Annotated in this window: 20 protein-coding genes; 18 read left to right on the forward strand and 2 right to left on the reverse strand. The window is 37.2% G+C overall.

The genetic code is table 11. The features are described from left to right. Nucleotides 1-74: 74 nt before the first annotated feature. The 10 genes from ftsE (at nucleotide 75) to BMY13_RS05390 (ending at nucleotide 11,261) form a co-directional block, all read left to right on the forward strand. Nucleotides 75-761 carry a cell division ATP-binding protein FtsE gene (gene ftsE, locus BMY13_RS05345; protein ID WP_092491978.1) on the forward strand — a complete coding sequence of 229 codons (687 nt, stop codon included), beginning with the start codon at nucleotides 75-77 and terminating at the stop codon, nucleotides 759-761. Further along, the gene (ftsX, locus tag BMY13_RS05350) at nucleotides 751-1,644 is read left to right on the forward strand and encodes a permease-like cell division protein FtsX (protein ID WP_092491979.1); all 894 of its coding nucleotides are present in this window, start codon (nucleotides 751-753) and stop codon (nucleotides 1,642-1,644) included. Before ftsE ends, ftsX begins: the two co-directional genes overlap by 11 nt. A 46-nt stretch (nucleotides 1,645-1,690) precedes the next feature. Continuing rightward, nucleotides 1,691-3,001: a murein hydrolase activator EnvC family protein gene (locus BMY13_RS05355; RefSeq protein WP_092503085.1), complete on the forward strand. Its 1,311-nt coding sequence runs from the start codon at nucleotides 1,691-1,693 to the stop codon at nucleotides 2,999-3,001. A 204-nt stretch (nucleotides 3,002-3,205) separates the two neighbouring features. Further along, entirely contained in the window at nucleotides 3,206-4,666 is a 1,461-nt protein-coding gene (locus BMY13_RS05360; RefSeq protein WP_092503087.1) for a S41 family peptidase, read from the forward strand. A gap of 134 nt (nucleotides 4,667-4,800) precedes the next feature. Beyond that, the gene (locus BMY13_RS05365) at nucleotides 4,801-5,991 is read left to right on the forward strand and encodes a PDZ domain-containing protein (protein WP_092503089.1); all 1,191 of its coding nucleotides are present in this window, start codon (nucleotides 4,801-4,803) and stop codon (nucleotides 5,989-5,991) included. 372 nt (nucleotides 5,992-6,363) lie between these two features. Beyond that, nucleotides 6,364-6,885, forward strand: coding sequence for a cupredoxin domain-containing protein (locus tag BMY13_RS05370; protein ID WP_092503091.1), 522 nt, complete (start codon nucleotides 6,364-6,366; stop codon nucleotides 6,883-6,885). Nucleotides 6,886-6,908: 23 nt separating this feature from the next. Continuing rightward, complete coding sequence (locus BMY13_RS05375) at nucleotides 6,909-8,381, forward strand: cbb3-type cytochrome c oxidase subunit I (RefSeq protein ID WP_092503094.1); 1,473 nt, start codon at nucleotides 6,909-6,911, stop codon at nucleotides 8,379-8,381. Between the two features lie 22 nt (nucleotides 8,382-8,403). Continuing rightward, complete coding sequence (locus tag BMY13_RS05380) at nucleotides 8,404-8,961, forward strand: hypothetical protein (RefSeq protein WP_092503096.1); 558 nt, start codon at nucleotides 8,404-8,406, stop codon at nucleotides 8,959-8,961. A 608-nt stretch (nucleotides 8,962-9,569) separates the two neighbouring features. Further along, nucleotides 9,570-10,589 carry a multicopper oxidase domain-containing protein gene (locus BMY13_RS05385; RefSeq protein WP_092503098.1) on the forward strand — a complete coding sequence of 340 codons (1,020 nt, stop codon included), beginning with the start codon at nucleotides 9,570-9,572 and terminating at the stop codon, nucleotides 10,587-10,589. A gap of 129 nt (nucleotides 10,590-10,718) precedes the next feature. Continuing rightward, on the forward strand, nucleotides 10,719-11,261 hold the full coding sequence (locus tag BMY13_RS05390; RefSeq protein ID WP_092503100.1) for a YkoP family protein: 543 nt from the start codon (nucleotides 10,719-10,721) through the stop codon (nucleotides 11,259-11,261). Nucleotide 11,262: 1 nt separating this feature from the next. Here BMY13_RS05390 and BMY13_RS05395 read toward each other — a convergent pair whose 3' ends face one another. Continuing rightward, nucleotides 11,263-12,099 carry a metallophosphoesterase gene (locus BMY13_RS05395; protein ID WP_092503102.1) on the reverse strand — a complete coding sequence of 279 codons (837 nt, stop codon included), beginning with the start codon at nucleotides 12,097-12,099 and terminating at the stop codon, nucleotides 11,263-11,265. Nucleotides 12,100-12,190: 91 nt separating this feature from the next. Between BMY13_RS05395 and BMY13_RS05400 the strand changes: the two genes are divergently transcribed. Beyond that, nucleotides 12,191-13,303, forward strand: a complete 1,113-nt coding sequence (locus BMY13_RS05400; protein WP_092503104.1) for an MGDG synthase family glycosyltransferase — start codon at nucleotides 12,191-12,193, stop codon at nucleotides 13,301-13,303. A 38-nt stretch (nucleotides 13,304-13,341) separates the two neighbouring features. On the opposite strand, the gene BMY13_RS05405 is transcribed toward BMY13_RS05400, so the two are convergent. Beyond that, nucleotides 13,342-14,079 carry a FixH family protein gene (locus BMY13_RS05405; RefSeq protein WP_175476715.1) on the reverse strand — a complete coding sequence of 246 codons (738 nt, stop codon included), beginning with the start codon at nucleotides 14,077-14,079 and terminating at the stop codon, nucleotides 13,342-13,344. 230 nt (nucleotides 14,080-14,309) lie between these two features. On the opposite strand from BMY13_RS05405, the gene uvrB reads away from it, so the two are divergent. From uvrB to hprK, 7 genes are all read left to right on the forward strand, one after another. Continuing rightward, nucleotides 14,310-16,292: an excinuclease ABC subunit UvrB gene (uvrB, locus tag BMY13_RS05410; RefSeq protein WP_092503108.1), complete on the forward strand. Its 1,983-nt coding sequence runs from the start codon at nucleotides 14,310-14,312 to the stop codon at nucleotides 16,290-16,292. A 7-nt stretch (nucleotides 16,293-16,299) separates the two neighbouring features. Then, nucleotides 16,300-19,176, forward strand: coding sequence for an excinuclease ABC subunit UvrA (gene uvrA / locus BMY13_RS05415; RefSeq protein ID WP_092503110.1), 2,877 nt, complete (start codon nucleotides 16,300-16,302; stop codon nucleotides 19,174-19,176). Nucleotides 19,177-19,529: 353 nt separating this feature from the next. Further along, complete coding sequence (locus tag BMY13_RS05420) at nucleotides 19,530-19,883, forward strand: YojF family protein (RefSeq protein ID WP_092491993.1); 354 nt, start codon at nucleotides 19,530-19,532, stop codon at nucleotides 19,881-19,883. A gap of 23 nt (nucleotides 19,884-19,906) precedes the next feature. Then, complete coding sequence (gene bshB2, locus BMY13_RS05425) at nucleotides 19,907-20,575, forward strand: bacillithiol biosynthesis deacetylase BshB2 (RefSeq protein WP_092503112.1); 669 nt, start codon at nucleotides 19,907-19,909, stop codon at nucleotides 20,573-20,575. A gap of 23 nt (nucleotides 20,576-20,598) precedes the next feature. After that, a complete protein-coding gene (locus tag BMY13_RS05430) occupies nucleotides 20,599-20,793 on the forward strand; it encodes a PspC domain-containing protein (protein WP_092491995.1) in 195 nt (64 codons plus the stop codon). After that, nucleotides 20,793-21,149, forward strand: coding sequence for a phage holin family protein (locus BMY13_RS05435; protein WP_092491996.1), 357 nt, complete (start codon nucleotides 20,793-20,795; stop codon nucleotides 21,147-21,149). The genes BMY13_RS05430 and BMY13_RS05435 overlap by 1 nt, the downstream gene beginning before the upstream one ends. A 144-nt stretch (nucleotides 21,150-21,293) precedes the next feature. Beyond that, the gene (gene hprK, locus BMY13_RS05440; protein ID WP_092503114.1) at nucleotides 21,294-22,232 is read left to right on the forward strand and encodes an HPr(Ser) kinase/phosphatase; all 939 of its coding nucleotides are present in this window, start codon (nucleotides 21,294-21,296) and stop codon (nucleotides 22,230-22,232) included. Nucleotides 22,233-22,235 lie beyond the last annotated feature (3 nt).

Raw genomic sequence — 22,235 nt, forward strand, 5'->3', positions numbered from 1 at the left:
GTGTGTAGTACAGAAAAAATAAAGCAAAAATCGACAACAAGAATGACTAAATAAAGGTTAAAGGTGATACATAAATGATTAAAATGAAAGATGTATACAAGACATATGCGAATGGTGTAACTGCACTTAATGGCATTAATATAGATATCGACCAAGGCGAATTTGTTTATATTGTCGGGCCAAGTGGTGCCGGCAAGTCTACTTTTGTAAAACTCATGTACCGCGAAGTTAAACCTTCGGACGGTACCATGATTATAAACGAAATTGATATAAATAACATGAAGGAAAAGAAAGTTCCGTATTTACGAAGGGACATAGGTGTTATTTACCAGGACTTTAAGCTGTTACCAAAACTATCAGTCTATGAGAATATAGCATTTGCGTTGGAGGTTATTGAAGAATCACCTCGAAATATTAGAAAACGTGTCATGGATGTTCTTGAACTAGTTGGCTTAAAGAATAAAGCACGTTTTATTCCTGACGAATTATCAGGCGGTGAACAACAACGTGTTTCAATAGCACGAGCTATTGTTAATCATCCAAAGGTTGTTATTGCGGACGAGCCCACTGGAAACCTGGATCCGGAGACATCATGGGGAATTATGCGGATCTTTGAAGAAATTAATGCCAAGGGTACAACGGTTATCATGGCCACCCATAGCAAAGAAATTGTTAACACGATTAAAAAACGCGTTATTGCTGTAGAAGACGGGCTAATCGTGCGTGACGAGCAACGAGGTGAATACGGCTATGAAGTTTAGAACAATGAAAAGGCATTTAAGAGAAGGAATTAAGAATATTTTCCGTAATGGCTGGATGACAGTAGCTTCTGTTGGTGCAGTAACTATAACGTTACTACTTGTTGGAACTTTTCTTGCGCTGATGCTTAATCTTAATTTTATGGCTGAAGGTCTTGAAGAAGAAGTTCAAATTGATGCATTAGTTGAACGTACTGCAAATGAAGAACAAATCCAGGAAATCAGAGGATCCATTAAAGAAATGGAAGAAGTTAAAAGTGTTGAGTTTTCCTCAAAAGATGAACAGCTTGAACAATTAATATCAGGTATGGGGGAAGAAGGAGAATCGTGGGAACTATATAAGCAGGAAAATCCTTTAAGTCACGCATACATCGTTAAAGCTGAAGATCCAACCAATACAGAGGCATTAGCACAGAAAATTAATTCCTTGGACAATATACAGGAAGTGAATTATGGGAGGGACGTTGTCCATCGTTTATTTCAGTTCAATGAATATGCACGAAATATAGGCTTAGCATTAATTGCTGGTTTACTATTTACTGCCATATTTCTCATTTCCAATACGATAAAACTTACGATAATGGCTCGCAGTAAAGAAATTGGAATTATGAAGCTTGTCGGTGCTACGAATGGATTTATTCGCTGGCCATTCTTCATTGAAGGAATGTTGCTTGGAGCATTAGGAGCTGTCATTCCAATAGCTGGAGTTCTATCTGGTTATTACTACCTTGTAAATAATGTTAGTGAAAAGATTACCTATAGTTTTGTAGATTTATTGCCGTTTAATCCATTTGCATGGCAACTTTCGCTCATTATACTAGCTATTGGCGTTTTCATCGGAATTTGGGGGAGCGTCATGAGTGTTCGTAAATTCCTTAGAGTTTAAATATTTATACCAACGTGTACATTTTCAGAGGGGGAAGAGGAAAAGAATGAAAAAAACTGTTTACATGTTTATTGCTGTATTGATAATAGGTTCAGGTTTAGTAGATTGGCAGAAAGTGTCTGCAGAATCAGCTAGTCAAAAAATTGATGAATTAGAAGAAAAACAAAACGAATTGGATGACAAGAAAAGTAATCTTAACAGTAAGAAGAATAATACAGAAGAAAAGATTGAAGACAATCTTAATAAGCAGGAAAGTGTCGGTAATGATATAGATGCCATCAATCAACAGCTTAGTGAAACAAGAAACAAAATTAAGTCAAAGGAAAGTGAAATAACTGCAACAAATAATGAAATAAAAGATCTAGAAAAACAAATAAAAGAAATAAACCAAAAGATTGATCAGCTAAAAGAGGAAATAAAAGCAATGAGAGAGCGGATTAAAGAACGTGAGAAGATGCTTAAAGACCGTCTTCGTGCTATTCAGTCAAATGGTGGAAACATGAAGTATATGGAAGTTATTCTAGGATCACGAAACTTTGGTGACTTTATCAGCAGAACTTCAGCAGTAAACACGATAATGGACCAGGACAAAAATATTATGGAAGAACACATGGCAGAAAAGAAATTGATGGAAGAAAAGAAAGTAGAAGTGGAACAAAAGAAAGATGAAATAGAACAAAAGAAAGCAGAAGTCGAGGAGAAGAAAGCTTCACTTGTGAACCAAAAGAGTGAGTTAGAGTCGTTAAAATCAACATTAGACGATCAGGCTGCAGAGAAAGAGAAACTAATGGCTGAGCTTGAAGAAGAACATAATCATTTGGAAGAATATAAAATGAGTTTAGCTGAGCAAAAACAAGTTTTAAATGATCAAGCTGCTGTTATAGAAAAAGCTAAAAAGTCAGCTCTTGCACAACTTGCAAAAGAAAAGAATAAAAATTCTTCATCTAGTGGTGCAAGTCTAAGCGCGGGTGGAAGTGGAATTTTCAGTTGGCCATCACAAGGTAGACTATCTTCCACGTACGGTTCAAGAAGTCTGGGGTATCACTATGGATTGGATATTGCTGCATCGACAGGAACTACCATAAAAACTGCTGCTGCGGGTGTTGTAACAAGATCTGCTTATTCAACTAGCTATGGAAATGTTGTGTATGTTTACCATCCACAATATAATAAGTCTACTGTTTATGCGCATATGTCAAGTCGATCTGTTGGATATGGCCAAAATGTATCAGCAGGACAGAAGTTGGGAGAAATAGGTAATACTGGGAGGTCATACGGAGCTCATCTTCACTTTGAGGTCCATAATGGAGAGTGGAGCCAACACGGTGGTATAAATCCAATGCCATTTCTAAAGTAATTTTTATGAATGTATTTGCAATTTGATTGAATAAACTATAATATTAAAGGCATCGCACATTACGGTGTGATGCCTTTTTAGATATCAAAAGGACAAGCCGACATTGAAAAAATTGACTGTACTATTAATGTGATTTATTTATGGCAGTCTTATATTTCTACTGGAAAGACCCATCATCAAATACATACAAGTTGGGGTGAAGGAATGAATCTTCGTAAGCAACATATTATAATTATTTTATTTGCCGCCTTACTCTTAGGTTTTGCAGGTGCATATTTCGGTGTTAAATTAGCACAGCCTGATACTTTGCCGGAACAGATACAAGAGACTAATAAAGAAGCACCAAATACATCTCAAGAGACAAGTGCACCACCAGAAAACATCGAAAAGGTATCACAGGCTTTTAATTTAATAAAAGACAACTACCTGAATGACGTAGATGATAAACAATTAATTGAAGGTGCTATACAAGGCATGCTTACAACGTTGGAGGATCCATATAGTTCTTATATGGATGTGGAAACTATGGAACGATTTAACGAAACGATTGAATCTTCATTTGAGGGTATTGGTGCTGAAGTTAGTACAGTCAATGGGAAGGTAACAATTGTTGCCCCTATTAAAGATTCTCCTGCGGAAGAAGCTGGACTTAGGCCAAATGATAAGATTCTAAGCGTTGATGACGAAAGTGTCGTTGGTATGGATTTATATGACGCTGTAGAAAAAATACGGGGAGAAAAGGGTTCAGAAGTTGTACTTGAAATTCAACGTACTGGTGTATCTGACCCATTTGATGTGAAAATTGTTCGCGATGACATTCCAGTGGAAACAGTATATTCAGAGGTGAAAACAGTTGATGGCAAGAAGACTGGTGTTATTGAGATAACAACTTTCTCTGAAAATACAGCAAAAGATTTCTCGAAAGAGCTAAAAAAACTGGAAGATAAGAACATAGAAGGGTTAGTTGTTGATGTTCGAGGTAATCCTGGTGGACTATTGACAGCTGTTGAGGATATTCTAAAGAACTTTATTCCTAAGAATATGCCTTACTTACAAGTAGAAAATCAAAAAGGTGAAAAGTCTAAGTCATTTTCGGAACTAGAAGAGAAAAAACCATATCCAATTAGCGTAATTATTGATGAAGGAAGTGCTTCAGCATCTGAAATTCTTGCTGTTGCGATGAAGGAAGCAGGCTATGATGTAGTTGGTACTAAAAGTTATGGGAAAGGGACTGTTCAACAAGCAGTTCCTATGGGTGACGGTAGTACAATTAAACTGACTTTCTTCAAGTGGCTTTCACCAAAAGGCACATGGATCCATGAAAAAGGTGTTAAACCAACAGAGAAAGTGGAGCAACCAGATTATTATTTCACAAATCCTGTTCAAGTTGAAGATTCTATTGCTTACAACCATACGGGTGATAAGGTGGAGAATGTCCAGGTAATGCTTAAAGGATTAGACTATAAGCCAGGCAGAACAGATGGTTATTTCAGTAAAGAAACTGAAAAGGCTGTTCAAGCTTTTCAAGCTGACAATGATTTGGAAGTTACTGGTGAAATAAATGAAAAGACTGCTGGGCAAATACAGGCAAAAATAGTTGAGAAAGTTCGTGATGGTGATGACGATCGACAAAAGGAAAAAGCATTAAACGTGTTATATGAATAGATATGCTGTCCGCGGGTAATGCCCGCGGATTTCCTTTTTTAACAAAGATTTAATTCTAGCAGGAATTTAATCGACAAATATCGAATATAGCTAAAGAAGACTATGTATTGCATCCGTGCTGGAAGGTGATTATATTGGCAGAATCTTGGTTTATAGAACTAGCGAAAGGTATAGGAAGGCTTTTTTTGAATCCAATGTTCTACTGGACATTCATATTGGTTTTATTAGCCGGATACAAACGGATTCGCAGAGAGCGGAATAATTTTGGTTTTAAATTATTTGACATTTTTTCAGAATGGAAAAATACGTGGTTCCTATCCATTATCTCAGGATTACTTATTTCCATCGTCCTTGTTGGTTCTGGTATGATCTTTTCCTATGAGACAATTCTTCTTTTGAGTATAGTGACGATTGGGTTAAGTATAACATTGCGATTCTCGATGCTGTCAGCAAGTTATACAATTGGTATTACATATATGATTCTTTTGTTAATGCCATTTATTCTTGAACAACAAGATATTGTAGATGATGACATGTTTTCAAATACAAATTTCGTCGGTTTAAGTTTACTAGTTGCCATTCTTCTAACTGTTGAAGCACTTCTTTTGAAACGTAACACCCGCAATACGACCTTTCCGGATTTGGAACTTGGGCGTCGTGGTGTATGGGCAGGTATGCATCATATTAAGAAATTAAGTATAATTCCATTTTTTGTTGTGATACCATCTGGACTCATTACACCAATCGTACCATTTTGGCCATATTTTGGAATGAATGGTGAGACATATAGTTTGTTGCTTGTACCGTTTTTGCTGGGCTTTGATCATATTGTAAGAGGAAATATTCCAGAAAAAGCTGCAGTACATATAGCGAGATCAATTCACATTCTGAGTTTGTTTGTATTGATGCTTGCAGTTGGAAGTATATATGTAGGCTGGCTATCGTTAGTTGCAGTGGTAGTGGCGATATTAGGAAGAGAGTATATCAATTACAGGCATCGCATATCAGATAAAGAAAAACCTAATTATTTTAATAAAAATGAGCGTGGTTTAAAAGTGCTGGCAGTCATTCCAAGAACTCCTGCTGATCGATTAGGAATCCTAGTTGGTGAGACAATTGTTAAAGTGAATCGCCAAAGTATTAATAATATGGATGAATTCTATTACGGGTTGCAGGATAGTGGCGCATTTTTTAAGCTAGAGATTATTGGTGATAATGGAGAAATAAGATATGTGCAAAGTGCATTATATGAAGAGGATCATCATGAATTAGGAATTATTAGTACAAGTAATCGCTATCAGGACAATAAAACAAAAGCAAATTGATTTTTAGTTAAATCTTAATAGAGGTAATGAAGTATATGTGCAAGTACTTCATTACCTCTTTTTTTTAGTAAATACATAAGTGAACGAAGGAACTCGCCATTAAGAGTTGCACTCCAATGTATAAGGGGTTCTAAGAAAGCAGAATTGATCTTATAAGAAACCCGGTTAAAGAATGCTAGGATTTCTAATGAAATAAGAGTTAAACACTATTATAACAGTAAAAACAAATATAACTGTTTATTCACAAAATAGTTTAAAATCAGTGATTTGAATCACTCGCGAATGTCTTTAATTTTCGTATGATAAACCAGATCATAAAACTAATGATTTAGTCCTTTATGATTAGGTAACATATACGGGAGGTTATTTAATATGGTGCAAACAGTTGCGTGGATTGTTAGTTTATTCTTCATGCTTATGGTTGTAGCGGTTTTTAGCTTTGTAGCGTGGAAGTCCAAGGAAAAGAGAGAGTATGAACCAATTAAGAAGAAATGGTATAAGGCTCGTACATTTTATGGAATCACTTTAGTATCCTTAATGTTGATCATCACTATTTATACGTTAAGAGAACTACCTTATAATCAACCAGTTTATGGTGCTGGAAATGATCCAACAATAGTTGATGTAGAAGCACTTCAATTTGGCTGGAATATGAATCAAACAGAATTCTCAGTAGGTGAACCTGTTGAATTTCACGTAACAAGTAAAGATGTTAATCACGGTTTTGGGATTTATGATGAAGAGATGAATATGATTGCTCAGACACAAGCTATGCCGGACTATACCAACAAAGTGTATATTACATTTGATGAACCCGGAACATATGAAATTCTTTGTCTGGAGTACTGTGGTACAGCCCATCATTTAATGAAAACAAAAATTGAAGTTAAGTAATAAAGAGGTGGAGGTGAAAAAAGATGGAAACAACAATGAAGTCACGTAGTAATTTGGTTGTAAGTTATATAACTGTTGGTGGAATTGTAATTATAGTCATGATGATTTTTGGAATTTTAATGCTATTAGCTCAGGGTGGAGTATTGGATTTACCTGCTGCTTCATTTTATCAGTTTCTGACAATTCACGGGACTGGTATGGTTGGTGCTGCGGCATTAGCAGCTGCTGGTGTTATGTGGTATTTTCTTAGCCATTATGTAGATCTATCAAAAAAGGTTATGTCAATTAACTTAGTACTGTTCCTTGTAGGAGTAGTAATGGTTATCATTGGAGTATTTTCATTTAAGTATGCTAGCTCATGGACATTTTTATACCCATTACCAGCGCTTTCTGCAAGTGCCTGGGGGACTGTCGGACCATTGCTTTACTTGTTCGGTATGCTTATATTGGGAATTGGTTTCTTATTATTTTATTTGGATTCTGGTAGAGCTATTATAAAAAAACACGGAAGCCTAGCAAAAGGTTTGGGATGGGATGTTATCTCTGGTAAAAAGTCGGAGAAAGATGCTCCATCAGGTGCCGTTGTGGCAAGTACAATGGTAACAATCGTTAACATAACAGCTCTAACAGCAGGTGCAACCGTACTAATTATGAATATAATCAATGTGATTAATCCTGCGATTACATTTGATCCATTATTGGCGAAAAACCTGACATATGCATTCGGACATATTTTTGCTAACTCGATTATTTACATGGGTGTAATAGCGGTATATGAAATACTGCCACGATATACAAATCGTCCTTGGAAATCCAGTAAAGCATTTTTGATTGCATGGACAATGTCAACGGTATTCACGTTAATAATATATACACACCACTTGTTGATGGACTCGGTAATGCCTAATTGGATGTTAATTATGGGACAGATTCTATCGTACGCAAATGGACTGCCAGTACTTGTTGTTACAGCTTATGGTGCATTAATGATTGTCTACAAATCAGGTATTAAATGGGATATGGCATCTGGTTTGATTTACATGTCTATGTTTGGTTGGGTAGTCGGAGTTGTACCTGCAATCGTCGACGCTACAATTGTCGTTAACCATGTTATGCATAACACAAAATGGGTTCCGGGACATTTTCACATGTATATGGCACTCGGAGCATGTGCAATGATTTTTGGATTTATGTATTTTCTTGCAAAGGAAGATAGTAACATGAAGACATATATATTGGATAAAATTGCGTTTATTGCCTTTACCCTATCTATTGTTGGGTTAAGTGGATCTTTCCTTGTATCGGGGGCATTAAGCACTCCAAGAAGATGGGCAACGCACATTCCTGAATGGATGGCTCCTGCTGTATTTGGAGCAGTTGCGGGTGTGTTTGCTGTTCTATCTGTTACCGTATTTGTTATTCACTTTATTCGTTATATTAATAAGCGAAATAAAGTGAACGCAAAAGAAGATTTGAAAGATAAGAAATTGGCGTGACTTGTAGGAGGGAAATGATCTGATGTTACAGACAAAGTATGGGTTTCTATTGTTCGTATTATTGATCATTCCGCCTATACGAAATTTGATGGAATCCGTAATGGTAGTCCATATGCTTGTGCAAATTCCGTTATTGATTATATCTGGTTGGTTGATATCCGGCTATTTTCAGTGCAAGTTTCCAGGCTTTTTTTCTAAGTGGAATAGTAATGGTGTTCCGGGAATTATATTGGTTGTATTTCTTATAACCTATTGGATGATCCCGCGTACATTGGACGAAGCACTGAATGCGTGGTATATTGAGCTATTCAAAATTGTCAGTTTACCATTTTTGGTGGGGATTCCGCTTCAGGATAGCTGGAAGAAACTTAATTCTCTTGGCAGAAGTTTTATTATTTTTAATTTTATCCTCATGTCTGGTTTAATGGCATGGCTATATATTGATGCTCCTGTACGCTTATGTAATAACTATTTGGAGGTCGAGCAAAAAGTGCTTGGGTGGGGATTTTTAATTATTACAGTGAGCATTGTTTTGTATATGCTTCAAAATGTGTTTACCGATCATTCGGAAGGCACATAACTAGGAAAATATCTTGGCAGGACTATCAATAATAGACCTGTCGGGATATTTTTTATTTAGGCTCTGTTCGTTGATTTTGTTGCTCTTTAAATTTGCTACGGTTATGAGAACGCGCTGTTTAAATCGAATGGAACGCGTCTTCATTAGGGTTATGAGAACGCGAAAGCTGTTTAAATTGAATAAAACGCGTCTTCATTAGGGTTATGAGAACGCAAAAGCTGTTTAAATAGAATAAAACGCGTCTTCATAGGACGAAAGGACCTGGTCGAGTATTTCTCTGTATTGTGTCGCAGTTAATACCTTTTCTGTCAGAAACAACAATTTTGTAGACAATAGCCTTTATATTTTTATACGCGTTTCCATCAATGCTCATTTACGCACAAATTAAGCTTGTAATAATAATTATTAATACTTTCATACAAAGGATTTACACTATATTTACTATTGACATATATTGTTCACAAATTCACAAGGATTAGTGATTTGAATCACATGTAGGATTTTAGGTCTATCGTAAACTTAAATTGTAAGGGAGAGATAGTCACAGAATGAAAAGTGAATAGTCACTCCATATACTAAAACAATAAAATTTAAGAGGGGTGTTTTGAATGTTTTTGAAAAAGTTTGGAGCAATTGTTATTGTACTGGTTTTATCCTTATTAATTACCGCATGTGGGTCAGATCTAGTGAAAAATGATGAATCAGATGTGGAACAACAAGAGGACATAACTGTTCAAGCTGCAGCTAAACAAAAGGCAAAAACACCAGAAATTGAAAACATCGGACCACATGAAAGTATTGACCAAGAACCAGTACCAATTAAAGTAGAGCGTGTTGGTGAACATGAAGTAAATATTGAAATGACGTCTCAGATTACCGATATTGAACTTGATAAAGGAAAAATGTACAAAGCTTGGACATTCAACGGAACAGTTCCTGGTCCAGTAATTCGTGTTCAGGAAGGCGACAAACTTACATTTACACTCAAAAACATGGACCCTAAAGTAGATCATTCAGTTGATTTTCATTCTGTATATGCTGCTCCAAATAAAGACTTCACAGACGTAAAACCAGATGAATCAGGAACATTTACTTATGAAGTGGGTTCTCCTGGTGTTTACATGTACCATTGTGCAACAGAGCCCGTTTTACAGCATATCGCAAATGGAATGTACGGAACAATGATTGTAGAGCCAAAAGATGGTTATCCAACAGATAATGAAATTGATAAAGAAATTACAGTTGTTCAAAGTGAGTTTTATAAAGATGGTAACTACAGTGACATGTTAGATGGTGAGCCTGAATATGTATTATTTAACGGAAGCACGCAAGCTGTAAAAGGAGAGATGATTCAAGCAAAAGTTGGCGATAAAATACGTATCAATTTCCTTGATGCTGGGCCAAACGAAGTTTCTAGCTTCCATGTAATTGGTTCTCAGCTTGAAACGGTTTATATTGATGGCGATCCTAGAAATGTACTTAGTGGCTTACAAACAGCAATGGTTCCGGTTTCTGGCTCTATGGTTGTTGAATTCACAGTTAAGGAAGCAGGTATTTATCCTTTCGTAACACACGCGTTTGATCATGTTACAAAAGGAGCACTAGGACAAATTGAAGTTACTGAATAATAGTTAACAAATATTGGTTATGCAAAGGCTCCTACTCAGTTGAGTAGGAGCCTTCTTCATTGGATTAAAATTCCTTCTATAATATTGCTTTTACTTAAGCAAACTAGATAAAAAAGAAGGGGAAATAAGATGAAGAGCTATATATTGGGTGTATGGAATGCGATTGACCCTATTTATTATAATGTTTCAAGACTTCATTACGTACCTGATAACGATAAGCGCAATACCTTATTTCGAGTCAGACTTACGAGATACAAAGGGGCGACGGTTATACTTAAGGATGGAACAATTATTTATAAAAATGACCTGCTATTAAAGATACATTTGCATAATGTAAGGATGTTAAGCGATTTATTGCCAATCAGAAGTGATATAAAGCGAGCAGTTCTTTTTTACCACATGATTAAAGATGCTTTGCCCATCCTCTCCCGATATGTTTTATCTCATGAAAAAAATAATGAGATAAAAGGAATAATAGGAATTACGACATTGTATCGAGGTGCAAATCGACTTGGCTTTGAAACAGTTCCTATAAGAAATCCTTATTATCGTCTGTATAAGAAGGTGACATTTCTTCCTATTAATCACATAGCAAATACATCATACCACGCATTACCTGCTTATTTATTTATGTCGAAAGAGACACTGCATGAAAAATATAATGTGAAATAAATTAACTAGCTTTTACTCCAACAGTTACATCATGAAATGTTATTTCGGGTCTGCTGCCAATACGGATATTGAGTCCTGTTTGACCAAGACCTTCACTTATATAAAATGGTGTGCTGTTATGCAAATGCAACCCTTTTATAACATTTTTACGCGCAAGTTTCCCCATTTTTGCAAGGTGATATGCCTTAGGGTAACAAATTTGTCCACCATGAAAATGCCCAGCCATTAAATAGTCAAACGCATATTCATGCATATCAAGTACAATAGTAGGATCGTGTGTTAACACAATATTTTTGCCTTGTTCGATATGCTTATATGCAAGGGATAAGTTGCTTCGGTTTGTACTATAGTCATCAATCCCAATTATATTTATAGCTTCTCCGTTTACTGATATAGTTGAACTTTCATTCTGTAATACGTGAACATTATTATCCTCAAGCAATGTTTTGAGCTCATTCAAGTCGTCACCTTTTAGCACATAATCATGATTACCAAATACCGCATAGGTGCCATGTGTGGGTTCAAGGCGATTCAACACTCTCAGATACGGAAGTAATTTCGGTATAGAGCGTTTTCGGTCTAGGAAATCACCGGTTAATGCAATGAGATCAACAGATTCATTCTCTAGCTTACGTTCCAGTTGCATGGGGCTTAACGAGATGTTTTCGAGATGTAAGTCGGATAGATGAAGAATCGATAATGTCGAGTCATTGTTTATGCCTGATTCTGAAGCTACGTTAATTTTATTTATTTTAATATCTTGGGTGTTTTTATAGGCTTTAAAAAGCAGAAAGCAAATGAAAAATATAATAATAGTAGTAATGAATAGATATGTCATCGCGATTACTCCTTTCTCTCACGAATAAAAGTATATCATGCTGACAGTGACTCTATCATTGGTAATTGAAGCCAAATGGAGGCAATGAAAAATGGATCAGAAAAAGGCTTTATTTCTACCCTTTATGCAAATCCCTACAGGGCATCATCATGTGGCGGATGCATTAATAAATGAGATTAAAACGACTCATAAGGATATCGTATGTGATAAAGTAGATATTTTATCATATAGCTATGGTGGAGTGGAGAAAGTCGTTTCGTCTACATATTTAGCATGGATTAGAAAGTTTCCGGATGTATATGACTGGCTGTATAAACAAGCAGCGTATAAGAAAACATCACCACATAACCGTCAATATCTGTATGAAACAATGTTTACTTATTTTTTAAAACGACTAACCAATCAACAAAATCCTAGCGTTCTATTCTGTACACATGCACTTCCATCGAATATTGCCGCTGTCTTAAAAAAGAAGAATAAATTGCAATCTATTACGGTAAACGTGTACACGGATTTTTTTATAAACCGAATATGGGGAATAGATGGAATTGATTATCACATGGTTCCAACCGTTTCTGTAAAGGAATACTTGTTAGAAAAAGGTGTTGCAGAAAAACGGATTTTCATCACAGGAATTCCAATTCATCAGGTATTTCACTCGGGACAAGAACAACAAACGAAAGATGAAGGAATATCAGTATTAGTTACTGGTGGAAGTCTAGGGGTGGGTGCTATAAGGAAGTTGCTTAACTATTCCCATTCGGACAGGATTCATTACTATGTGTTATGCGGAAAAAATGAAGTACTTTATGAACAATTATTACGGAAAGACAAACCAACCGTTACTCCGCTACCATATATAACAAGTAAAGAAGAAATGAATCTATTATATAATAAAGTGGATGCGGTTTTAACAAAGCCTGGTGGGGTGACAGTCAGTGAATGCTTAATGAAGCGAAAGCCAATATTTGTTTATGACCCATTACCTGGACAGGAGAAAATCAACGTTAATCAGTTGAATCAAATAGGTGTGGTATTTACTGTTGATTTAGAAAATAATTTACTGGAAGAGCAAATCCTTGATTTTTTTTGTGATGAAAGAAAACAGTGTATTTACAGGCAGAAGGTTGATGCGTATCATCGGAACTTAGACGAAAGACCACTGTCGCTGTTAATTGAGGAAATAATACAAAAAAAACATTAGCAATTTCAGCAAATGTTTTTTGGTCATAATTTTCTACTTTATTTCACATTTGCAGTGAACTCTTTATGGCCATGGATATCTTCTTTTTTAACATGAACATTAACATTATATGTCCCGCTGTTGTTAAAGGTTGCAGTAGATTGATACGTGCCAGAAGAAGTCTCGATCATATCGGTCCATTCATGGTTCTCTTTATTTTCTTGCCAGGTTTCCAACGTTACGAAAGCCTTTTCTAGTAATTCTTCTTCTTTTAGCACCTTGACTGTGAACTCAGCTTCCTCAGTCGCTTTAACTGTATCGGGCTGTTGTAAATCTATAGATAAGTGTGTATGGTTTTGGTCGTCTTCTTTCTGGTTTTTGCCTGTTGTGGTACTAGCTTTTGGATCGCCAATGGTTATTTCCTTTTTAGGCATCGTATGCATGGTACGGGCAGTAACGTGTGACTGAACATGATATAGACCATTTTCTTTAAATGATTTTTCTATAGTATATGTGCCGTCGTCAACATGTTTTGCCCTGATCATTTCGCTTTCATCTTTGAATCCATCTTTCCATATTTCAAACTCCACTTCACTTGCATCCTCAACTGGTTCGCTGTCCTGTGTAACTGTTACAGAAAAGGTTATTTCCTGATCTTTATCACCTATTTCAGGAACTTCCAAATTAGCTTCAATCGCCTTAACAACATTATCAGTTGCCCCATTTTCAGTGTCTTCACTTTGACCACATGCTGCCAGAACTATTATGATGAATAATAATGTCATCATTTTTTTCATGTATAAAATCCTCTCTAGAGCTATGTTACTCCGATTATAAGACATTCAACTAAGCGAAACAATATATACGTGTGAAACCTTTGTGAATGATTTTCCATAAATTAAAACGGGTAAAATGTAGCAGTAGAGAGGGAGAAGCATAATAATCGAATATTTGTTCGCTTATATGTTAAAATTAGATAATAAATATGGTAAACTAGTAAGCAGAGTGATGAACGGAGGTTTGCTTTGTGGAAAATCAATTTGATCTTGTTGCACAATATGAACCAAGTGGCGATCAGCCACAAGCTATTAAAGAAATAGTAGAAAAAGTGAAATCTGGGCAGCGTCATCAGACGTTACTTGGAGCAACGGGTACCGGGAAAACGTTTACGGTATCAAATGTAGTTGAGGAAATTAACCGTCCAACGCTTGTAATTGCACATAACAAAACGTTGGCAGGTCAATTATATAGTGAATTCAAGGAATACTTTCCAAACAATGCAGTTGAATATTTTGTTAGCTATTATGATTATTATCAGCCAGAAGCATATGTACCATCAACTGATACTTTTATTGAAAAGGACGCAAGTATTAACGATGAAATCGATAAATTGCGCCACTCAGCAACATCGGCATTGTTTGAACGACGTGATGTTTTGATTGTTTCGAGTGTTTCCTGTATTTATGGCCTAGGTTCACCGGAAGATTATGAAAGTCAGGTTCTCTCATTAAGAATGGGCATGGAAAAAGACCGTGATCAACTGTTACGTGAATTGGTTGATATACAGTACGCGCGAAATGATATTAATTTCCAGCGCGGAACTTTCCGTGTTCGTGGTGATTCTGTTGAAGTAATCCCTGCTTCCAAAGAAGAACACTGTATTCGGATTGAATTTTTCGGCGATGAAATTGACCGAATCCGTGAAGTGGATGCTTTAACTGGTGAAATTGTAGGTGACCGTGAACATGTGGCGATTTTCCCGGCTTCCCACTTCGTCACACGTGAAGAGAAACTAAAAAAGGCAATTGTTAATATAGAAAAAGAACTAGAAGAACGCTTAAAGCAACTCCGCGCAGAAAATAGATTATTGGAAGCGCAACGATTGGAACAACGCACGAATTACGATGTGGAAATGATGCATGAAATGGGATTCTGCTCAGGGATTGAGAACTACTCACGGCATTTAACATTTCGTGAAGAAGGGGCAACACCCTACACATTACTTGATTTCTTCCCGGACGATTTTTTAGCTGTAGTTGATGAATCACATGCTACACTTCCTCAGGTCCGTGGAATGTACAAAGGGGACAGAGCTCGTAAACAGGTGTTAGTTGATCATGGTTTTCGCCTGCCGTCAGCGCTAGATAACCGTCCATTGATGTTTGATGAATTTGAGAAGGCGACAAATCAACTAATTTATGTTTCGGCAACGCCAGGGCCATATGAGATTGAGCATTCACCTGGGGTAACCGAGCAAATTATTCGCCCGACGGGATTATTAGATCCAGAAATCGATGTGAGACCAATTGAGGGTCAGATTGATAACTTGATCGAGGAGATAAATAAGCGATCTGAGCGAAATGAACGTGTTCTAGTGACAACACTCACGAAGAAAATGTCAGAAGACTTAACGGACTACTTGAAGGAAATTGGAATTAAAGTCGCTTATCTGCACTCAGAAATAAAAACGCTAGAGCGGATTGAAGTTATTCGTGATTTACGTGTTGGTAAATATGATGTTCTTGTAGGCATTAATTTGTTACGTGAAGGCCTAGATATACCTGAGGTTTCATTAGTAACTATTCTGGATGCAGATAAAGAAGGTTTTCTGCGTTCTGAACGATCACTTATCCAGACGATGGGTCGTGCAGCGAGGAATGAAAATGGTCAAGTTATTATGTATGCCGATCGTATAACAAATTCGATGCAGTTAGCCATTGATGAGACAAACCGACGTCGTGAAAAGCAAATAGCTTATAATGAAAAGTACAATATTAGGCCGACAACAATACGGAAAGATGTACGTGATGTTATCAAGGCAACTGTTGCATCTGAGGAAGAGGAAAGTTATTCAGAGAAAACGAAGAGTATTGCAAAATTATCTAAAACAGAGAAATCTAAAGTTATCGAAAATATGGATAAAGAAATGAAGGAAGCAGCAAAAGCACTTGATTTTGAGAAAGCTGCTGAATTACGTGATATAATACTTGAACTTAAAGCGGAAGGATGACCTGTTCATGCCAAGTAAATCGATAAAAGTGCAAGGTGCTCGTGCACATAATTTAAAAAATGTAGATATAACCATTCCTAAAAATAAACTTGTGGTCTTAACAGGTTTATCTGGTTCAGGTAAGTCATCGCTTGCCTTTGATACGATCTACGCAGAGGGACAACGACGTTATGTAGAATCACTCTCTGCATATGCACGCCAATTTTTAGGTCAGATGGATAAACCGGATGTGGATTCAATTGAGGGGTTATCACCAGCGATATCAATTGATCAGAAAACTACGAGCAAGAATCCCCGTTCAACAGTTGGTACCGTTACAGAAATATACGATTATTTACGATTACTTTATGCTCGTGTAGGACGGCCAACATGTCCAAAACATGGTATTGAAATTAACTCACAAACCGTTCAGCAAATGGTTGACCGACTTTTGGAATACCCGAATCGTACAAAAATGCAAATATTGGCCCCTGTTGTTTCCGGACGCAAGGGTGAGCATGTCAAGGTAATTGAAAAGCTGAAGCAAGAAGGATATGTTCGGATTCGCGTTGACAATGAAATGCGTGAAGTAACCGATGATATTCAACTGGAAAAAAATAAAAAACATTCAATTGAAGTGGTAATTGACCGAATCGTTGTAAAGGATGGTGTTGCCGGAAGATTGAGTGATTCCATCGAAACAGCTCTTGGGTTAGGTGAAGGGAAAATTATTGTCGATGTCATTGGTGAAGAAGAATTGTTGTTCAATGAAAATCATGCATGCCCAATTTGTGGCTTTTCCATTGGTGAATTGGAACCTCGGCTATTTTCATTTAATAGTCCATTTGGAGCTTGCCCGACATGTGATGGATTAGGGACCAATTTGGAGGTTGACCTGGAACTAGTTATTCCGGACTGGGATAAGACATTAAACCAACATGCGATTGCAGCATGGGAACCTATTAGTTCCCGATACTACCCGCAATTACTGAAGAGTGTTTGCAATCATTATGGTATCGATATGGATACACCGGTTAAAAAAATTCCATCTAGTCAAATGGATAAAATACTTCACGGAAGCGGCAAAGAGAAAATCCATTTTTATTATGAAAATGACTTTGGCAATATACGTGATAATAATATCCTGTTTGAAGGTGTCTTGAAAAATATAGCACGCCGGTACCGGGAAACATCGTCTGATTTTATCCGTGAAACATTGGAAAAATATATGGCTCAAACAAACTGCCCAACATGTGATGGATATCGCTTAAAAGAGGGTGCCCTTGCCGTAATGGTTAATAACAGGCATATCAGCCAAGTGACCGACTACTCTATCATGGAAGCTAAGGACTTTTTCCAGAATCTTGACCTAACTGAGAAGGAAGAAAAAATTGCTCGCATGATATTGAAGGAAATAAGTGATCGATTGGACTTTTTGAATAATGTTGGCCTGGATTATCTAACGATGTCTCGTTCAGCCGGCTCATTGTCTGGAGGCGAGGCGCAGCGGATTCGACTAGCAACTCAAATCGGTTCTGCACTTACAGGTGTTCTTTATGTCCTGGATGAACCATCAATTGGGCTTCATCAGCGTGATAATGATCGTTTAATTAACACATTAAAGCAAATGCGTGATTTAGATAATACGCTGATTGTGGTGGAACATGATGAGGATACGATGCTTGCCGCCGATTATCTGATTGATATTGGTCCTGGCGCTGGAGAACATGGTGGTGAGATAGTTGCGAGCGGTACACCTGACAAGGTAATGAAAAATAAAAAATCATTGACTGGAAAGTATTTGGCAGGTGATAAGTATGTTCCATTGCCATCAAAGCGACGCAAGCGTTCAAAACGCAATATCGAAATAGTCGGTGCTGAAGAGAATAACTTGAAAAATGTTACAGCTAAATTCCCGATTGGACTATTGACTGTTGTGACAGGGGTATCTGGATCTGGTAAAAGTACGCTGGTAAATGATATTCTATACAAATCGTTAGCAAAACAGCTTAACCGTGCGAAACTTAAACCTGGAAGCCATAAAAAAATAAATGGCATTAAACAGGTTGAAAAGATTATCGACATTAATCAAGCACCTATTGGACGGACACCACGTTCGAATCCGGCAACATATACAGGTGTATTTGATAATGTCCGTGATGTCTTTGCGCAAACAAATGAGGCTAAGGTTCGTGGTTATAAAAAGGGTCGCTTCAGTTTTAATGTGAAAGGTGGTCGCTGTGAGGCATGCCGCGGCGATGGCATTATAAAGATTGAAATGCATTTTCTGCCGGACGTATATGTACCTTGTGAAGTATGTCATGGGAAGCGGTATAACCGGGAGACATTGGAAGTGAAATATAAGGGGAAAAACATTTCAGAAGTGCTTGAGATGACTATTGAAGAAGCATTGGACTTTTTCGCAAACATCCCGAAAATAAAACGGAAACTGCAAACAATTTATGATGTGGGTCTTGGTTATATTAAGCTGGGGCAGCCTGCAACAACATTATCCGGTGGTGAAGCACAACGGGTTAAATTGGCGAGTGAACTCCACAAGCGGTCAGATGGCAAGTCATTTTACATTCTGGATGAACCGACGACTGGATTACATGTTGATGATATCAAACGATTGTTAAGTGTACTGCAACGACTGGTCGATCATGGTGATTCTGTCTTGATTATCGAACATAATATGGATGTGGTGAAGACGGCTGATCATATAATTGACCTCGGACCAGAGGGTGGCGATCGTGGCGGAGAGATTATTGCAACCGGAACACCTGAAGAAATTGCTGAAACCGAGCAATCATATACTGGACGATATTTGAAGCCAGTATTGGAACGCGATCGAAAACGTATGGAAGCAGATGTCGAGAAACTTGAAAAAGTTGGATCGAAATAAAAAAAGAGGGTAGTGAGTCTGGAATGGGCTGGCTATCCTCTATTTGCAGTTAAGATAGCATAAATATTTTCATACCGTATAATGTAACTAAGGGTTTCACTTCCAAACTGGCGATAAACCAAGTTTCCTGAATAGGGTGAGAGACTTATTTGCAGGGACAAGTACGAATAACAGTAGCGAATCGGAAATAGTATCAAAAGAGACGAAAAACAAATCAAGAACAACATCAACATGTAAGAGGAGAAAAAGTGCGCCCCTCCATATAATGAGACAAATTTGTGGTCAAAATTTTTGACGCATTCCTGTCGTTTAGGTAAGGTTAAATGAGAAGGTGCTAGGGAGGAAACATTTTAATGAAACCAATTGAGATTCAAAAAATGCAAAATTTATTAGAAAATTATTCGAATAAAGATGTTTATGTTCATTTAGAAACAACTAATGGTGCTTATGCTAGCCATTTTGATGATAAGGCTTATAATGTCGGAGCGTACATCCGTAATGCGAAAGTTAAGTTTTCTCAAGCGAAAATTGTTGGAAATGGAAAGACGTACCGTGTGGGATTAAAAATGGAAATAGGCTGGATTTATGCGGAAGGATTAACAGATTGGACAATTCATGGTGCTAATCAGCTATTACTTGCAGGACATGATCGTGAAGGTCGGTTAATGGTGTCGCTACAAATCAGTGAAACTCCATTTCGCTATTAATTTAAGGGCTAGGTGATTTTAAAATGGAAAAACATGTTGTTGTAATTTATCCGCATCCTGATGATGAGTCATTTGGTGCGGCTGGGACGATTACGAAATATCGTGAGCAAGGTGTTCCAGTGACATATTTATGTGGAACGCTAGGTGAAATGGGAAGAAACATGGGTTCACCAACTTTTGCTAATCGAGAAACATTACCGGAAATTCGAAAAGAAGAGTTAATTAATGCTTGTGAGAGGCTTGATATTGACTTACAAATGTTAGGTTATCGTGACAAAACACTTGAGTTTGAAGATAGGCTTGAGGTTGCAAGTCATTTAAAGGGTATTTTAGAAGAGATTAATCCGAGTTTAGTAATTACGCATTACCCAGAAAGAGCAGTACATCCTGACCATGATGCACTTGGGGCGGCTGCTGTTGAAGCTGTTAAATTGATGGAACCTGAGAATCGCCCAACAGTGTGGGTTCAGCCTATCACAAATAATTATGTTGAGGAACTGGGGGAACCAGATATCAATAATGATGTAACCCCATTTTTTGACCAGAAGATGGAGGCGATATTAGCTCATGAGTCTCAAGCAAGTGGAATTTTAAGCAAATTCAAGGAAAATCCTGAATTGGATGATGACCTTAAAGAGGAAGCGAAAAAACGTTTAGGGAAAGAGCATTTTTATATTTGGAAATATGAATAACCACTAATAAAGGAGGGTCCATAATGAGTAAGAAGTTATATCGTTCAGAATCCGATGTTATGATTGGAGGAATTTGTGGTGGGCTTGCCGAATACTTTAATATTGACTCTACAATTGTCCGCCTATTATTCGTTGCGGGTGTATTTGTAGGTGCGGCGGCAATATTCATTTACTTAATAGGAATGATTGTTATTCCGAAAGAAGGGGAGGTGCGTTAATGCTGCTTCGCTGGTTTTTATCCATATTATTAAATGCAGTTGCATTAATTGCAGTAGCACAGCTATTTGAAGGCTTCCAGCTCGAAGGCTTCGGCACAGCTATTTTGGCAAGTGTTATTTTGGCAATTTTAAATATGATCGTCAAACCAATTTTAGTAGTGTTGACTCTACCAATTACTTTTTTAACACTTGGTTTATTCCTGTTTGTCATAAACGCTATAACGTTAATGATTACCCAAGCCATAATGGATGCTTCTTTTGTTATCACAGGCTTTGGCACAGCAATTATTGCTGCTGTAATTATTTCGATATTGAATTTATTATTAAACAGGTTAGTGAAGGATACAATGAAATAAAACTTGAGATCGCAGGTGCTATCCTGCGATTTTTTCGTTCACTTATAATAAACGGTCTTTATCAAAACTTCCCGATACTTCAACACGCCAAAATATGCTACAATGAAAATCAGTAATTGTGCATATTATTGGAGGTTTATATAGATGGTAAAAGTTCGTACGAAAGATTTGCTGGAAAATTTTAATCTGACCTTGGTTGCCGGGGAAGATGGCATACATAGAGAAATTACTACAAGTGATATTTCCCGTCCAGGAATTGAGATGACAGGTTATTTTAAGTATTATCCTAAGGAACGTTTGCAGCTAATAGGCAAGACAGAAATGGCATACTTCCTTGATTTAACAGATGAAAATAAAAGGAGTCGTGCGAAACAATTATGCACGGATATAACCCCGGGAATCGTCGTATCACGCGGAATGGATATTCCAGAGGTCTTACTTGAGGCTGCGAATGAATCCGGAGTACCAATTTTACACTCCCCACGCAAAACGACTCGAGTCATAAGCAGACTTACCAACTATTTGGAAGCAAAGTTTGCCCCGTTTACTGCAATTCACGGCGTATTAGTCGATATTTATGGTGTGGGTGTGCTGATAACGGGTCAAAGTGGTGTTGGTAAAAGTGAGACAGCGCTTGAGTTAGTGAAACGAGGGCACCGTCTAGTTGCTGATGACAGTGTTGAAATTCGTCAAGAGGACTATGATAGTCTAATTGGTAATCCCCCACCACTAATTGAGCATTTATTGGAAATTCGCGGACTTGGTATTATCAATGTTATGACTCTATTTGGTGCAGGTTCCGTACGAAGTTTTAAAAAAATATCATTGATTATTAATTTGGAATTATGGGATCAGCAGAAACAATATGACCGTTTAGGTTTAGATGAGGAAACGATGAAAATAATGGATGTTCATCTTCCAAAAGCAACAATTCCTGTTCGTCCAGGGCGAAATTTAGCTGTAATTATTGAAGTTGCAGCGATGAACTTCCGGCTAAAACGAATGGGCGTTAATGCAGCCGAGGAATTTTCTGATCGTCTTACAACGATGATTGATCAGGATAAAGATGAAACAGATGAATAGGAG

This window comes from Virgibacillus subterraneus (assembly GCF_900110695.1).
Lineage (GTDB): Bacteria > Bacillota > Bacilli > Bacillales > Amphibacillaceae > Lentibacillus > Lentibacillus subterraneus.

What these genes read in the sequence shown, in the direction of transcription:
- BMY13_RS05380 (WP_092503096.1), top strand. Translation starts at nt 8,404, where the DNA reads ATGTTACAGACAAAGTATGGGTTTCTATTGTTCGTATTATTGATCATT.
- BMY13_RS05435 (WP_092491996.1), top strand. Translation starts at nt 20,793, where the DNA reads ATGCTGCTTCGCTGGTTTTTATCCATATTATTAAATGCAGTTGCATTA.
- BMY13_RS05430 (WP_092491995.1), top strand. Translation starts at nt 20,599, where the DNA reads ATGAGTAAGAAGTTATATCGTTCAGAATCCGATGTTATGATTGGAGGA.
- ftsX (WP_092491979.1), top strand. Translation starts at nt 751, where the DNA reads ATGAAGTTTAGAACAATGAAAAGGCATTTAAGAGAAGGAATTAAGAAT.
- BMY13_RS05360 (WP_092503087.1), top strand. Translation starts at nt 3,206, where the DNA reads ATGAATCTTCGTAAGCAACATATTATAATTATTTTATTTGCCGCCTTA.
- BMY13_RS05355 (WP_092503085.1), top strand. Translation starts at nt 1,691, where the DNA reads ATGAAAAAAACTGTTTACATGTTTATTGCTGTATTGATAATAGGTTCA.
- BMY13_RS05420 (WP_092491993.1), top strand. Translation starts at nt 19,530, where the DNA reads ATGAAACCAATTGAGATTCAAAAAATGCAAAATTTATTAGAAAATTAT.
- BMY13_RS05385 (WP_092503098.1), top strand. Translation starts at nt 9,570, where the DNA reads ATGTTTTTGAAAAAGTTTGGAGCAATTGTTATTGTACTGGTTTTATCC.
- BMY13_RS05370 (WP_092503091.1), top strand. Translation starts at nt 6,364, where the DNA reads ATGGTGCAAACAGTTGCGTGGATTGTTAGTTTATTCTTCATGCTTATG.
- bshB2 (WP_092503112.1), top strand. Translation starts at nt 19,907, where the DNA reads ATGGAAAAACATGTTGTTGTAATTTATCCGCATCCTGATGATGAGTCA.
- hprK (WP_092503114.1), top strand. Translation starts at nt 21,294, where the DNA reads ATGGTAAAAGTTCGTACGAAAGATTTGCTGGAAAATTTTAATCTGACC.
- ftsE (WP_092491978.1), top strand. Translation starts at nt 75, where the DNA reads ATGATTAAAATGAAAGATGTATACAAGACATATGCGAATGGTGTAACT.
- BMY13_RS05390 (WP_092503100.1), top strand. Translation starts at nt 10,719, where the DNA reads ATGAAGAGCTATATATTGGGTGTATGGAATGCGATTGACCCTATTTAT.
- BMY13_RS05375 (WP_092503094.1), top strand. Translation starts at nt 6,909, where the DNA reads ATGGAAACAACAATGAAGTCACGTAGTAATTTGGTTGTAAGTTATATA.
- uvrA (WP_092503110.1), top strand. Translation starts at nt 16,300, where the DNA reads ATGCCAAGTAAATCGATAAAAGTGCAAGGTGCTCGTGCACATAATTTA.
- BMY13_RS05405 (WP_175476715.1), bottom strand. Translation starts at nt 14,079, where the DNA reads ATGAAAAAAATGATGACATTATTATTCATCATAATAGTTCTGGCAGCA.
- BMY13_RS05400 (WP_092503104.1), top strand. Translation starts at nt 12,191, where the DNA reads ATGGATCAGAAAAAGGCTTTATTTCTACCCTTTATGCAAATCCCTACA.
- BMY13_RS05395 (WP_092503102.1), bottom strand. Translation starts at nt 12,099, where the DNA reads ATGACATATCTATTCATTACTACTATTATTATATTTTTCATTTGCTTT.